This is a genomic window from Paenibacillus sp. PAMC21692 (genome assembly GCF_014303795.1).
GTDB lineage: Bacteria > Bacillota > Bacilli > Paenibacillales > Paenibacillaceae > Pristimantibacillus > Pristimantibacillus agaridevorans.
In genome coordinates, this window is sequence record NZ_CP060293.1 from 4,317,196 (window position 1) to 4,331,935 (window position 14,740).

Consider the following 14,740-nt stretch of genomic DNA (forward strand, 5'->3'; position numbering starts at 1 on the left):
AGCGACCGCGTTTAAAGGTAGGTTTTATCGCCAATAAAAAAGCCGTTTTCGAAGACCGAAAACTTATACTTTCTTATGTGGTAAGAAACGCAGCTTTCTTTATAGAGAAGACGATTGGTATAGGAGGGAATAGACAATATGGCTATACGTTTTGATTATTCCAGCGCGCTATCGTTCATTGGCCAGCATGAGGTCGATTATTTCGCGCCGTTCGTGGGAGCCGCCCATGATATGCTGCACAAGGGTCAAGGACCCGGCTCCGATTATCTGGGCTGGGTGGATCTCCCGAACAGCTACGACCTTCAAGAATTCGCCCGGATCAAGGCTGCCGCGGAGCGCATCCGCGGAAATTCCCAAGCGCTTGTCGTCATCGGCATCGGCGGCTCATACTTGGGTGCCAGATCCGCAATCGAGTCGCTGTCCCATACGTTTCACAATCAGATGGCGGGGAATACGCAGGTTTATTTTGCCGGTCAAAATATCAGCTCCACTTACATGTCCCACTTGTTGGAGCTGCTAGAGGGCAAGGATGTCTCCGTCAACGTTATCTCCAAGTCGGGCACGACAACGGAGCCGGCAATCGCGTTCCGGATTTTGCGCGATTATCTGGAGAAGAAATACGGCAAGGAAGAGGCGCGGAGCCGCATATTCGCGACGACCGACGCTTCCAAGGGAGCGCTTAAGAAGCTGGCCGACGAAGAAGGCTACGAGACGTTCGTCATTCCGGACGATGTCGGCGGACGTTATTCCGTGCTGACTGCCGTAGGACTGCTGCCGATCGCCGTCGCCGGCCTCGACATCGACAAGATGATGGAAGGCGCCGCTGCGGCCGCGAAGAAATACGGCAATCCGAACCTGGCGGAGAACGAGGCCTACCAGTATGCCGCCGTGCGCAATGCTTTGTACCGCAAAGGCAAAAGCATTGAGCTGCTGGCAAACTTCGAGCCGTCGTTGCATTACGTGGCGGAATGGTGGAAGCAGCTGTTCGGCGAAAGCGAAGGCAAGGACGGGAAGGGCTTATATCCGGCTTCCGTCGACTTCACGACCGATCTGCATTCCATGGGCCAATACGTGCAGGAGGGCCGCCGCGATCTGATCGAGACGGTGCTGTCCGTTAAGAAGCCGCGAGTGGAATGGACGATTGAAGCGGATTCCGGCAATCTCGACGGACTCAACTTCCTCGCCGGCATGACCATGGACGAGGTCAACCGGAAAGCAGCCGACGGAACCCGGCTTGCGCATGTGGACGGCGGTGTGCCGAACCTCGTCGTGGAGCTGGACGAGCTGAACGAATACACATACGGCGAGATGGTCTACTTCTTCGAGAAGGCTTGCGGCATCAGCGGCCACTTGCTGGGCGTTAATCCATTCGACCAGCCGGGCGTAGAAGCTTACAAGACGAACATGTTCGCGCTTCTTGGCAAACCAGGCTTCGAGGCGCAAAAAGCCGAGCTGGAAGCTCGACTTGCCACAGAAAAAGATCGCGTTCACGCGTAATTCCGCTCAAAACGATAAAAAAGTCCAATGAACCGCCAAATGGCGGCTCATTGGGCTTTTTTCGTTGAATTTAAATGCAAAATAATAACGTTATTGATACGAGGCTGCCGTGGTCCCAGCTACAAAATATGCAAAGTGTTCAACGGAGACAAAAATAAGTGGAAATAGTCGATTTAATTTTATGCCATTCGTTGTTTCTTTATCTTTAGTGGGAAATGCCCATTAATTATCGATGAATTTGCGGGTATTGCCGAAATTTCATGAATTAGTGGGTGGATTCCCCTTTATTTTGCTGAAACGGACCAAGTTCATTGGATTAGAGGGAGGTTTCCTCTTAGATCATCCGAAATGTGATTCCGCTTGATGATTAGCGTACATGCAAGGCACGACCGCTGCTCTTCGTGTACAGGAACGAGCAGAGTATAGCGAGAAGAACGATCGTGGACAGTCCCCAATAGATGTTGCTGTAAGCATGAGTAAGCGAGAGCTGCTCTTGCCAGGATAATGCTGCAGCCGACATAGCTACCCCGAAGGCGCCGCTGAAAAACTGCAGCAACTGGTACAAGCCGAGACCGGACCCGATCTGTGCAGGTTCCAGAATACGCGATAGCTCGTTGGAAACGCTGCTCTGCAAGATCGTAAAGCTTATGCTTAGCAAGATGTAGATGAACAGCAGCGCCCAGAAGGAGATGCCTTCAAACAATGCGAACAGCACGACGGAAGCCAGCAGGAACAACGGAACGTATCGAATGATAGAGCTGTTGCCTTTCGTGTCAATGTATTGACCGACGCGTCTGGAGACGAGCATCGCCAGAATCGAGCCGGGGAAAATAATCAGACCGGCTTCGATAGCGCTGAGCTCGTATTGTTTCACTAATATTTGCGGCATAAGGAATAAGGTAGAAAAGCTGCATAAGTATCCGGCAATGCCAACCGCGCCTAAGATGAGGTAGGGGCGGTTGCGGAAGAGCGAAGGAAGGACAAACGGCTCCCTCGCCGTCCGGATGCGTATGGTGAACAATACCAGCGACAACACGCCGGCAGCCAATGCGAACCACGAGCCGCCCGTCAGGAACAGCAGCAATCCGGTCGTTCCGACGCCGATCAGCAGCGCTCCTAGCCCGTCGAATGAGCCCTCCTTCATGTTTTCTTTGGGCAAGTAGAGCGAGAATAAGGGAAGGAGCAGAACGGTTAACGCCGTCAGCGCGAAGAGGAAATGCCAGCCCATAAATTCCACTACCGCGCCGCCAACAACGGGGCCAAGTCCAAGTCCAAGCGACACGGAGGACATAATAAGCGCCATCGCTTTGCCGCGGCGCTCGACAGGAATGTATCTCGAGATGAATACGAGCGATAAGGAAGGGATCGCTCCCGCTCCGGAAGCTTGCACGATGCGAACGGCAAGCAGCATCAGGAAGCTGTTGCTGAACATTCCCGCGATAGCGGCGAAGCTGAGCGAGATTATGCCAATCACAAATAATCTGCGGATCGGAACGAAATCGGCCAGCCTGCTGTAAGTTATGGACGATATCGCGAATACGATGGAATACCCCGTGACGATCCAGGATGTCGAGGAGGGGGATAACGCGTACGCTTCGGCAACGTCGGGCAAAGCCAGGTTGAACATCATCGTATTCATGATGACAAGAACGATCGTTATGCCAAGCAAGCCGATGACGAGTCCTTCTTTTACGGCGGGAGTTTCCGCAAGGGGTTTATTCGTAGTAATGGATGATGCTTTGTTCAAGGGGATCCCCACCTTAAGTTCGTTATTTCGAATATTATCGAACAATAGGATAATAGCATATCATATGATATACTGCAATCATCAATCCTAGTCGATATGAAGGAGGATACCCAAGTGAAGGTGTTATTCCACCCTGATCGTGAAGATATAGATTTGTCATCCGTTTTATATGCGTTAAGCGATCCTCTGAGACTTGCGGTCGTATCTCAGCTTCATTGTACAGATGAAAGAAGCTGCGGCGAATTCGATGTGCCCATCGCCAAATCGACTTTGTCGCATCATGTACGCACGTTGAGGGAAGCGGGAGTTGTCAGAGTCAGAAGCGTGAGCACGCAACGACTTATTTCCTTGCGGTCGGAGGATTTGGAACAGCGGTTTCCTGGGGTGCTTGAGTCTGTGCTGAAGGCATATGAAGCTTCGGGGGAGAAGAAGGCAAGGGGAGCCGCGGACCCTGCCCATTAACAATGGGGGAGGGTTCGCGGAGGTGAAACAGCAGGGATCGCGTGGTGTACGAAACACGTTGCCTTCCACTATTTATGTCGGCGCTTACGTCATGCGGGCAACGACGTTCTTCCGATCGTATCCAGTCGCCGCTTCGCTTCGTCATACACGTCGGCCGGAAGCGGGCCCATCGCTGCATACCTTACGTTGTCGGCTAGATGGTCGACGTTCTTCGTGCCGACGATCGTCGTCGTCATGGAAGGATGGGACAAAGTAAATCGCAGCAGGAAGCCCGTTCGCTGTTCGCCATGTTCCAGAAGCTCGTCCAGCTTGGCTTCCTCCCAAGCGCTCCAGCGCTCCGAGGAACCGCGTCCGACGCCGGGTTCTCCTTGTCCTACGCCTCCGCGAACGATAATGCCGGCTCCGGTCTCCGCAGCCCGGTCTATCCAGTTCTCGTGCTCGCGCTCCAGCGCGGAGTAGGGGAGCTGGATCGAATCGAACGAACCCCATTCGACGAAAGCGGGGAGATGGGGCAAGTAGGACGATACGCCGATGTGCCTGACTTTGCCGCTAGCTTGTATCTCATTAAGTACTTCTACCAGCATGCCGTCTTCCGCTTGCTTAACGGTTGGGCCATGCAATTGCAAAATATCAATGTAGTCTGTACGTAATCTGGATAAGCTGGTGTCGATGTTTCGCATCAGATTATCTCTTGTCCACTCGTGCGAAACTTCATCGTGGTCGCCGCAATCGACGACTCTGCAGCCGCATTTGGTCGCTAATACGAATTCATGGCGGCGGTGGCCGAGGTATCTTCCAATCAGCTCTTCGCTTCGTCCATAATCAAAGGAGGTGTCGATCAGGTTGATGCCGGAATCGAGCACGGCCTCCAGCACGCGGGCCGCTTCCGAGTCTTCAATCGGCCGCCCGCTCCAGACGCGGGGACCGCGAATTTCCATTGCTCCATAGCTAAGCTTCGTCACTTCAATCCCCGTACGACCCAATATCGCCTTGTCCATTATTAGCAGCTCCTCTCCGGTACCGCCGCTTGATCCATCGTCAGCGGTTCGTATCTATTGTAACCGGATTCGGCCTGGGCAGGAATACTTTTACAGCGGTTAACCCGATTTATCTCGCGACGGGTTCGTCGATTTCCCCGCGCAGGAGACTAATTTCATGTTTGTACGGCGGATTGACATATTTCCGCTCGCCGATGGAAGGTGTCTCCAGCAGCTTCGGGATAGCTGCTAATTGAGGGTGGTTAACCACGTATCGCAGCGCCTCCAGTCCAATGCACCCATGACCGATATTCTCGTGGCGATCCTTGCGCGAGCCCCTGACATTTTTGGAATCGTTGATATGGATAACCTTAAGCCGTTCGATTCCGATTATGCGATGAAATTGCTCCAGCACCCCGTCGAAGTCGTGCCGGACATCGTATCCCGCATCATGTATATGGCAGGTGTCCATGCAGACGGACAGACGATCGTTGCGGTGCACGCCTTCCATAATGGAGGCTAGCTCTTCGAACGAGGAGCCGCATTCGCTTCCTTTGCCCGCCATGGTCTCAAGCGACACTTGCACGCGTCCATCCTCCGACAAAACCTCGTTAAGTCCCTCGATAATGCGGCGGATGCCTGCTTCCTTGCCTGCCCCCACATGAGAACCGGGATGAAGCACGATTTGCAAAGAGCCGAGCGCTTCCGTCCTTTTGATCTCAGACCTTAGAAACTCCGTGCCGTGCCCGAATACTTTAGAAGATATCGTGTTGCCGAGATTTATAATGAAAGGAGCGTGAACGACGATGTTCGAGATGCCATGCTCCTTCATATGCTCATGTCCTTCCCTTATCCGGAGCGACTCGATCGGCTTGCGAAGCGTGTTGTGCGGAGCGCCGGTATAAATCAAGAAGGTGTTCGCGCCGTAAGAGGCGGCTTCCCTGCTGGCACGCAAGAGCATATCCTTGCCGGACATGGATACATGAGATCCGATTAACGGCTCCATCCACGACCAGCCTCCCATTCGAGCTTGTATGCCTGCCGCTGGCAAGCTTAGCAATAGTGTTTCAATAATTACCGGTTATAATCGCCGGCATCGGAATAAATATAGCGATAAGAACGACAATCCGAGCGGGTTCGCAGATTGGAGTGGTCAGCATGAAGCTTGATCTTGGATGCGGGGAGCGCAAGCAGCCAGGCTTCCTTGGCCTCGATATTTCTCCGCTCGCGGGAGTGGATGTCGTGGTCGATATGAACGAAGGATTGCCGTTCCCCGACGACTCCGCCGAATATGTCATAGCCTCCCGGTCGCTTCCGTTCGTCCGGGATCTATTCGCCGTTCTCTCCGAAATTCATAGAGTGTGCATGCACAAGGCGGTCGTCTGCATTCTCGCCCCGTATGCCCATAGCTATCATCACAACTCCAATCCGCATTTACTTCATCGATTCGACGAGCATACTCCCCGATATTGGACATCGGCCTTCTTCCAGCCCCAGCTAGGTCCGGTCAGCCCGGAAGTATCGCATTATGCCGGCCCCAAACCTCCTTTTGACTTCCGGCTGCTTCGCATGGAGCATTTCTATCTGCCGCCGTATCGGTCTCCTATCTTCGAACAGGAGGAACTGGAAATTTTACAGCAGCTTCAGCTTAATGTCGTGGACGAAATTATGTACCATCTATTGGTCGTGAAAGAGGATATTGAAACGGAAGAACTCGACCGGCTGAGCCGGATGGCATACGAGGAGCCGGCGTGCGTGCAGGAACTGAGGTTGAGAGACCAAGGGGACATGGAAGAGGGATAGACAAGTAACCAAATTATTCGCATTCGCTGGAGTCGGGGACATGCATAATGAATAATGTCCACCATATAGATAGGTTGGGCGTGCCTGAAAGGAGGTGGAATGATATTCCGCTTATCGTAAGAGCTGCTTTTAACGCTACGGGTGCGATTACGTTCACGGGCAATACGCTGGGTCTCAGCCGTTCCGATGTATCCGGAGTGCCTGGCACGCAGGACAGCATCGGCGCGTTCACGACAACAAATACGGCAATCCGATATGGCTCTTATCCGTTCGGAACCACAGACAACTACTTGCTAAACTCCTCCGCAGCCCAGCTTGCGCTTCCGGCGGGAAGCACCGTGCTGTACGCCGAGCTTATTTGGGGCGGCAGTTATATTAACGGAACGGTCAATCTATCATCCGTTATTAACAATGCTGTCACCTTCGCGACGCCTACTGGTTCTTTTACGGTGTCGCCCGACGCGGCGACCAGCAACGACATCGATCTGGGCAACGGCATTCGCGCGTACGTGCGTTCGTCCAATGTAACCTCCCTTGTTCAAACGGGGGGAGCCGGCACTTACACGACTGGACGCGTTCCCGGGACCATCACGATCAACAACGATCCGACAGGCAATCATGCAGGCTGGACCCTTGGCGTGATCTATCAAAATGCTTCGCTGCCCTTCCGTAATATGTCGCTGCGCGCGGGCGCCGTCCTGATTCAGGCAGATTCTTCTGCCGTAACCACGACATTGACTGGTTTTTCTACTCCGGTGTCAGGCGTGTTGGGAGGACGAGCGCTGTTTAGCGCTCAGGAAGGAGATGCGAACCGTACAGGCGATCAGGCTTTGTTTGGACCCGCTGCGTCCAATCTCGTCGCGTTGTCCGGAACCAACAACTTCGCGAACAACTTTTTTGCCTCGCAGATCAACAACGACTCCGGGGCGCTTGACACGACGGGAACGTTCGGCACGCGTAACCAGACGAACGGGTCGCCTGGCTCGAACATTAGCGGAGGGCGGCAAGGCTGGGATATAACCAATGTTGACATCTCGCCAAGACTCGTGAACAACCAGACGACGGCCGTGCTTCGATTGACGACTTCCGGCGATGCTTATGTCCTGAACGCAAATGCGATTCAAGTCAACATCAACGCCCCTCTCGTCAGCGTGTCCAAGACGGCCAACGTCACGGGAGCGCTTGTCGGCGATACGATCCGGTATACCGTCACGGCGACCAATACGGGCACGGCGGATGCGACGAGCGCGATTCTGACCGACACGCTTCCGGCGGGCTTGGCGTTCGTCGCGGGAAGCGTGTCGGTCGGCGGCATCCCGAGGCCGACCAACGATATTGCCGCAGGCGTGCCGCTGGGGACGATCGCGCCGGGCGCATCCGTCGTCGTCGCCTACAGCGCGCGGGTCGTCTCCATGCCATCGGGACAACAGCTCGTTAACGTCGCCAATCTGTCTTTCTCCTTCCAGAGCGTAGCGGGCGGACCGATCACGAACGCGGTTATCCCTTCTAACGGCGTCACGATTCCCGTGTACTCCCCGCTATTAACGCTAACCAAGAGCGCCAACACGGCGAATGCGCTGGTGGGCACTATGGTCACCTATACGCTGTTGGCCGCGAACAACGGCAATATCGCAACTGCGGTAACCGTGTCGGATCCTATTCCGGCCGGATCGACCTTCGTGCCGAACAGCGTGACGGTGAACGGGACGACCGTCCCGGGCGGCAATATCGCCACCGGCATATCCGCAGGGACGATTCCCATAGGCGGGAGTTCCACGATCACGTTCCAAGTGCTTGTGCAGAGCGTGCCTTCGCCGCCGCAGTTGACTAATCAGGGCAGCGCCGTAGCAACGTTCCAAGTGCCCGACGGACGAACCTCCTCACAGTCCGTCGTCAGCAATCAGGTGCAAGTGCCCGTCGCGCTGCCCAATGTAACGGCTGCAAAGAGCGGCAGCTTGCCGGACGCAACCGTCGGCGACACCATTACGTATTCTGTCGTCGTCACCAACAGCAGCGCCGGTTCCGTAACCGATGTCGTCGTTCAAGACGCCTTGCCGGCCGGATCCCAATTCGTATCCGGCAGCGTGATCGTCCGCGGAACGCCGGTTCCAGCAGCCAATCCCGCAAGCGGCATCCCGGTCGGCACGCTTGCCGCCGGTACCGGCGCTACCGTAACATTTAACGTTATCGTCACTTCCGTTCCTTCGTCGGGCCGTCTCGCCAACCAATCCAACGTCGCGTTCCGCTCGGGCGCCTTCAACAGCATCGTGCTGACGAACATCGTCACTATTCCGGTCTATCAGCCTGTCATTAGCACGGCGAAAGCCGTGAATGCGACGATCGCGACCGTGGGCAGTACGCTAACCTATTCGATATCCGTCACGAATTCGGGCAATATCGCCGCGCAAGGCACGCTCACAGATCCCTTGCCGTCGGATGTTTCGTTTGTACCGGGCAGCGTATTCGTCAATACGGTCAATTTCCCCGGAGCTTCTCCGATTGCTGGCATCCCTCTCGGAATGATCGCGCCGGGCAGCACTGTGCCGGTATCGTTCCAGGTCGTGGTCAACGCCGTTCCTGCTTCATCCAGACTGGTAAACCGTTCTACGACGGGATATTCCTATCAGTTGCCAAGCGGCAGGTCCTTTACTGGACTGGTCTCCTTGTCCAATACAGTGGATATTCCGGTAACGGCTCCCCAAGTGTCGGTGACCAAAAGCGTGAACACGCCGGTCGCTATCTTGAATGATGTGCTTACATACACCTCAGTCGTAGCAAACAATGGCGTACAAGGCATTACAGGCGTCGTTTTCTCGGATGTCATCCCTTCCGGACTTGCTTTTGTTAACGGCAGCGTAACGATTAACGGCGCGTCCGCTCCCATTGCCAATCCGGCGACGGGCATATCGCTCGGCAGCATTGCCTCCGGAGCATCGGCAACGGTCGTGTTCCAGGCGCGCGTCGATTCGGTGCCGCTGACCATACCGGCGATTGTCTCCAACCGATCGAACGCAAGCTTTACTTCGGGAGCGTTCAACGGGACCGCATCGTCGCCACTGGTCAATACGCAGATTCTGCAGCCCGTCATCGGGATCGCGAAAGTCAGCAGCATACAGTCGATTACAGTGGGCGGAACGTTCAGTTATACGCTCACGGTTAACAATGCGGGCAACTACCCGGCAGACGTCACGCTGTTCGATATCATTCCGCCATCCATGTCGTTCGTACCGAACAGTGTCGTCATTAACGGATTCCCGAATCCGGGCGTCGACCCCTCGACGGGCATTCCTCTGGACACGGTCTCCGCCGGGGAATCCAACGTCGTCAGCTTCTCGGTGACGGTCGTCTCTCTGCCATCGCCGCAGCAGACCGAGAATCAGGCGCAAGCGGCATACCAATCCACGCTCCCTAACGGACGTGTGCTTACGGGCTCCGTGCTCTCAAATACGACGCAAGTGTCCGTGTTTGCGCCGGACGTGGAAGTCGTTAAGAGCGCAAGCGTGCCGACTGCCGTGAGGGGAGACAGTTTTGTCTATACGGTGTTCGTCACCAACGAAGGGACAGAAACGATCAACGGGGTCGTCTTGCTCGATTCGCTTCAGGCGGGATTGATGTTCGTTCCCGGCACCGCAAAGGTAAATGGCGCTTCTCGGCCTAACGCCAACCCGGCTGCCGGCATTCCAATCGGTTCGATAGCGTCAGGCGCATCGGTAACCGTAACATTTGAGGTGATGGTCAACATGGCGGATCCGACGCCGATTATTAACCAGTCGACGGTAAGCTTTACGTCGGGCGCGTTCGCGTCCTCGTCCTGGTCCAACGTGGTGGTGACGCCGGTCACTCAGCCCGTCATCACGCTCGCGAAGTCGGCGAGCACGAGCAATGCAACGTTAGGCGATTCCGTCGTATATTCCATCGTCGTATCCAACACGGGCAATGTAGCGGCTACCTTGACGCTGACTGACCCCATACCCGCGGGGACGGTCTTTACGCCGAACAGCGTTGTCGTAGGCGGCATTCCGCTGCCTGGCGCTGACCCGTCAGCGGGCATTGCGATAGGCAGCGTCGCTCCTGATTCATCGGTGACCGTGACGTTCGGCGTCGTGGTGGATTCGCTGCCTACTCCGCAGCAACTCACGAACCAAGCAACGGCTGCGTATTCCTTTGTTCCGCCGGACGGGAGGACGCTTAACGGAAGCGCCGAGTCCAATACGCTGGTCATCCCGGTATCCGCGCCGAACGTCTCGCTCGTCAAGAGCTCTACTACAACGAATACGACGATAGGAGACACGATTCCGTTCTCGGTAGTCGTGACGAACTCAGGCATCGAGGCCGTCAACAATGTCATTTTTGTAGATTCCGCACCTGCCGGAACGTCCTTTGTCACGGGATCCGTCGCCATTAACGATATACCTGCTCCGACTGCGGTTCCGTCTAACGGCATCAATCTAAGCAGCATTCCGGCCGGAGGTTCCGTAACGGTAACCTTCAACGTAACGGTAACGTCGGTGCCGAACGGCGGTTCTATTGCAAACCAGGCCTCCGCTAACTTCACATCGGGCGCGTTCTCCGGCATCTCCTTCTCCAATACGCTCGCGATTCTCGTGAATCAGCCGAACGTAACGGGCGTCAAGTCCTCGTCGGTGACTAGCGCGACCGTAGGCGATACGATCAACTATACGGTAGTCGCCGCCAATACGGGCAACTACCCGGGCACGGCGACCTTGTCGGATATCGTTCCCGCTGGAGCTTCGTTCGTCGAGAACAGCGTCGTTATCGGCGGCGTGCCGTTACCGGGCGCATCGCCGGTAACGGGCATTCCTCTCGGCTTAATACAGCCAGGCGCTTCGGTCACGACATCGTTCTCCGTTCTGATCGAATCGCTGCCGACGCCGCCGCAGCTGTCGAACCAAGCGACTCTCAGTACGTCCTACACGCTGCCTGACGGCCGGACATTCTCGAATCAGACGCTTACGAACACGGTCGTGGTGGCCGTACGCGCCCCGAACGTCACCGTCGGCAAGTCGACGACGACTACGGCAACCACGATCGGCGATACGATCGAATACAGGGTCACGGTTACGAACGACGGGATTACGTCCATTACGAATACGATTCTTACGGACCCGATTCCTGCGGGAACGACCTTTGTGCCGGGAAGCGTGACGGTCGGCGGAACGCCGGTATCTGGAGCCAATCCGGCCACGGGCGTAGCGCTTGAATCCATTGCGCCGGGCACGACCGTTCCGGTGACCTTCCAGGTTACGGTGGGCAGCGTGCCGAGCGGGCAACTGGTTAGCAACCAAGCGTTCGTCAGTTTCACGTCAGGCTCCCTGTCCGCTACTTCGTTTTCGCCGATTATTACGACACCTGTATACGTACCTGGCGTTGCGCTGGTCAAGTCTGCCAATACGCCTGGCGCCATCGTCGGCGATACAGTCGTCTATTCGACGGTTATCACGAATACGGGCAATATCGGAGCGAATACTACGTTCTCGGACGCCATCCCTGCGGGAGCCGTGCTCGTCCCGAACAGTGTTATCTTCAACGGAAGCTCGCTTGCGGGGGCCGATCCCGCAGCAGGCATTCCGCTCGGCGTTCTGGCGCCCGGCTCCTCCAACACGCTTACGTTCTCGATCGTCATTACTTCTCAACCGCCGACGAACCAGCTGAGCAACCAGTCGAACGCGTCTTTCGCCTATACGCTTCCGGACGGCCGTGCGTTCAACGGCAGCGCCGCGTCCAACGTCGTAGTTACGCCGGTCTCTTCGCCGGACGTCTCACTGGTCAAAAGCACAACGTTCACCGCTGCGACGGTCGGCGATGTGGTTCCTTACACCGTCGTCATCACGAACAGCGGCGCAGGCAGCGTCACGAACGTAACGTTCTTCGATCCGGTGCCGTCCTATACAACGTTCGTATCGGGCAGCGTCACCGTTAACGATACGGCGGTGCCAGGCGCGAATCCTGCTCTTGGCGTGGTGATCGGCACGATCGCTTCGGGCGCATCGGCTACCGTAACGTTTAACGTGACGGTCAATTCCTTGCCGCCGTCTGGCCAAATCGTCAACCAAAGCTCCGCAGCCTATACATCGGGGGCATTTACGGCTACTTCGTTCTCCAACCAGCTTTCGCTGCCGGCGTATCAAGCCCTCATCAACATCGTCAAAAGCGCGAACGTTACCGTGGCGACAGTTGGCGACACGATCACGTATTTGCTTAACGTTACCAATACGGGCGATATCGACGCGCTGGTCACGCTTAGCGATCCGATCCCGGATGGAGCGGAGTTCGTGCCTAACAGCGTCATTATCAACGGCGCGCCGCAGCCGGGCGTCAATCCGGAGACGGGTATTCCGCTCGGCGTCGTGCCGGCGGGAGGAATGTTGACCGTTGCGGTAACGCTGCAAGTGACGGTGGAAGCTCTGCCTTCGCCGCAACAGCTCTCGAATAAGGCGACGGCAAGCTACTCCTATACGCTTCCTGATGGCCGCACGATTACCGGCTCCGTCAATTCCAACACGTTGGTCATACCGGTGTCCGCACCGAACGTAACGGTCGTAAAGAGCACTCCGGCGATCGATGCCGTCTCGGGAGACATTATCGAATATACGGTCGTAGTGACGAACAGCGGCATTACGACGGTCAACAACGTAGTGCTGGTTGACCCAATACCGCCAGGCAGCACTTTTGTTGCGGGCAGCGTTACGCTTGACGACAATTCGCTGCCGCTTGCAAATCCCGCAAACGGCATAACGATCGGCAGCATAGCTGCCGGCGCCGACGCCACCGTAACGTTCAAGGTACAGGTCCTATGAGTTCGGAAGGCGACAAACCATCCAGGCTGGAGAATACGTCGCATATTTTGTACGATTCCGGCTCAAGCAGCTACACGACATATTCCAATACGGTCCGTATTCCTATCGTAGGTCCGTATATCGAGCTGGAAAAGAAGACGGATGCATGCGAGGCAGTGCCGGGCAAGCCGATCCAATACAGGGTCATCCTGCGAAACAAAGGGAATTACGCCGCAAAGGTCGTGTTATACGACGAACTGCCGAACGGCATGGCTTTCGTGCCGGGCAGTATTGTTAAAGACGGCGTCCCTTTGCCGGGAGTCGATCTCGACGAAGGTTTAAAGCTTGGAGCGGTTGATCCCGGCGAAAAGGTGAAAGTAGCCTTCCAGCTTGTGCTTAAGTTAGGCAGCGAAGAGTATTGCGGCAAAAAAGTTTGCAATCGGATGAAAGCGAGCGTTTCGTTCTATAGCTCAAACGGCAGGAAAGTGAAGGAAAACGTCTTTTCCAATACGATATGTCTCCCGGTGGCCAAGGCCGACAAAGCCGTTCCTTTTGCAAAGCTGACCGTAGATCCGGCCAAAGCGGCGCCGGGAGATCGACTTAGCTACAAGCTGATTGTCGGCAATCAGGGGCATGCGGCAGCCATGGTTACTCTGTTGTCTTTTTTGCCCAAAGGATTGCTGTACGCGCCTAATAGTTTGACCATCAATGGCAAATGGATAAGCGGAGGGGTTCCGGGCAATGCCGGGATCCCGCTGGGTCTCATCGAACCGGGGGAGAGCGTCACTGTGGCGTGGGAGGTCGTCGTTCCGGGCGTCACTATCGTATCGCCGGGCCAATGGATTGACAATCGAGCTATTCTGAGAGCTTCCTACCGTGACCCGGGTTGCGATGAACGAGTGTCGGAGGAATTTCATTCGAACAAAACGGTTGTCGAACTCTGTTTCCCTGTCATTACAGCGAAACTTAAGGCGAAGCCGGAAGTTTCTTTTCCGGATGGCCGCGTCAACTTCACGTTGCAGCTAGCCAATGCCGGCAATCGAGCCGCGATCTGCGGGTCCGACAAACTTTTGAGGGGACCCATATGCCTGGTTCCGGAAAGCATGACGGTTGACGGCGAAGGGAAGCAGGTAACAATCTCGGACAATCGGATCGTATTCGGCGAGCTGGCGCCATCTGGCGTTATGAGGATTCTATTTCAAGGGATCATCAGTCCGCTGGTCACCACGCGAACCTTACGCGGGCATATCGACGTGCAATATGAATATTTGCTGCATGACCAAGTGCATAAGGAAGCGGTATCCACCAATCCCTATACAATCGCGATTATGCACGATGATGAATAGCGGAGCATTTATACCAATTAAGACTTATTGAGATAGGACCATGCCGCGGGAGCGGAATGGTCCGTTTCTTTTTATAATTAACTATTTAGTTAACTTAATTGGGTTCAATTA

Annotated in this window: 8 protein-coding genes; 5 read left to right on the plus strand and 3 right to left on the minus strand. The window is 55.4% G+C overall.

All coding sequences use genetic code 11. The features are described from left to right. Positions 1-138 precede the first annotated feature (138 nt). Positions 139-1,497, plus strand: coding sequence for a glucose-6-phosphate isomerase (locus H7F31_RS16905; protein ID WP_187099730.1), 1,359 nt, complete (start codon positions 139-141; stop codon positions 1,495-1,497). A gap of 367 nt (positions 1,498-1,864) precedes the next feature. On the opposite strand, the gene H7F31_RS16910 is transcribed toward H7F31_RS16905, so the two are convergent. After that, positions 1,865-3,244 (minus strand): MFS transporter, encoded by a 1,380-nt coding sequence (locus H7F31_RS16910; RefSeq protein WP_261800021.1) that lies wholly within the window; start codon positions 3,242-3,244, stop codon positions 1,865-1,867. A 114-nt stretch (positions 3,245-3,358) separates the two neighbouring features. Here H7F31_RS16910 and H7F31_RS16915 point away from each other — a divergent pair, with 114 nt between their 5' ends. Then, positions 3,359-3,706, plus strand: a complete 348-nt coding sequence (locus tag H7F31_RS16915) for an ArsR/SmtB family transcription factor (RefSeq protein WP_187099731.1) — start codon at positions 3,359-3,361, stop codon at positions 3,704-3,706. 89 nt (positions 3,707-3,795) lie between these two features. Here the strand turns inward: H7F31_RS16915 and H7F31_RS16920 are convergent, their stop codons facing one another. Then, complete coding sequence (locus H7F31_RS16920) at positions 3,796-4,704, minus strand: aldo/keto reductase (protein ID WP_187099732.1); 909 nt, start codon at positions 4,702-4,704, stop codon at positions 3,796-3,798. A gap of 109 nt (positions 4,705-4,813) precedes the next feature. Continuing rightward, positions 4,814-5,689 (minus strand): deoxyribonuclease IV, encoded by an 876-nt coding sequence (locus tag H7F31_RS16925; protein ID WP_187099733.1) that lies wholly within the window; start codon positions 5,687-5,689, stop codon positions 4,814-4,816. A 152-nt stretch (positions 5,690-5,841) separates the two neighbouring features. Between H7F31_RS16925 and H7F31_RS16930 the strand changes: the two genes are divergently transcribed. From H7F31_RS16930 to H7F31_RS16940, 3 genes are read left to right on the plus strand one after another with little or no spacing between them, the layout of a single operon-like run. Continuing rightward, on the plus strand, positions 5,842-6,486 hold the full coding sequence (locus H7F31_RS16930) for a methyltransferase domain-containing protein (RefSeq protein ID WP_187099734.1): 645 nt from the start codon (positions 5,842-5,844) through the stop codon (positions 6,484-6,486). Positions 6,487-6,533: 47 nt separating this feature from the next. Continuing rightward, on the plus strand, positions 6,534-13,304 hold the full coding sequence (locus H7F31_RS16935; RefSeq protein ID WP_187099735.1) for a DUF11 domain-containing protein: 6,771 nt from the start codon (positions 6,534-6,536) through the stop codon (positions 13,302-13,304). Beyond that, positions 13,301-14,629, plus strand: coding sequence for a DUF11 domain-containing protein (locus H7F31_RS16940; RefSeq protein ID WP_187099736.1), 1,329 nt, complete (start codon positions 13,301-13,303; stop codon positions 14,627-14,629). The genes H7F31_RS16935 and H7F31_RS16940 overlap by 4 nt, the downstream gene beginning before the upstream one ends. The last annotated feature ends 111 nt before the right edge of the window (positions 14,630-14,740 follow it).

Bases quoted from the DNA above. Each gene is read 5' to 3' on its own strand.
- H7F31_RS16935 (WP_187099735.1), top strand. From the start codon at position 6,534: ATGAATAATGTCCACCATATAGATAGGTTGGGCGTGCCTGAAAGGAGG.
- H7F31_RS16940 (WP_187099736.1), top strand. From the start codon at position 13,301: ATGAGTTCGGAAGGCGACAAACCATCCAGGCTGGAGAATACGTCGCAT.
- H7F31_RS16920 (WP_187099732.1), bottom strand. From the start codon at position 4,704: ATGGACAAGGCGATATTGGGTCGTACGGGGATTGAAGTGACGAAGCTT.
- H7F31_RS16905 (WP_187099730.1), top strand. From the start codon at position 139: ATGGCTATACGTTTTGATTATTCCAGCGCGCTATCGTTCATTGGCCAG.
- H7F31_RS16925 (WP_187099733.1), bottom strand. From the start codon at position 5,689: ATGGAGCCGTTAATCGGATCTCATGTATCCATGTCCGGCAAGGATATG.
- H7F31_RS16930 (WP_187099734.1), top strand. From the start codon at position 5,842: ATGAAGCTTGATCTTGGATGCGGGGAGCGCAAGCAGCCAGGCTTCCTT.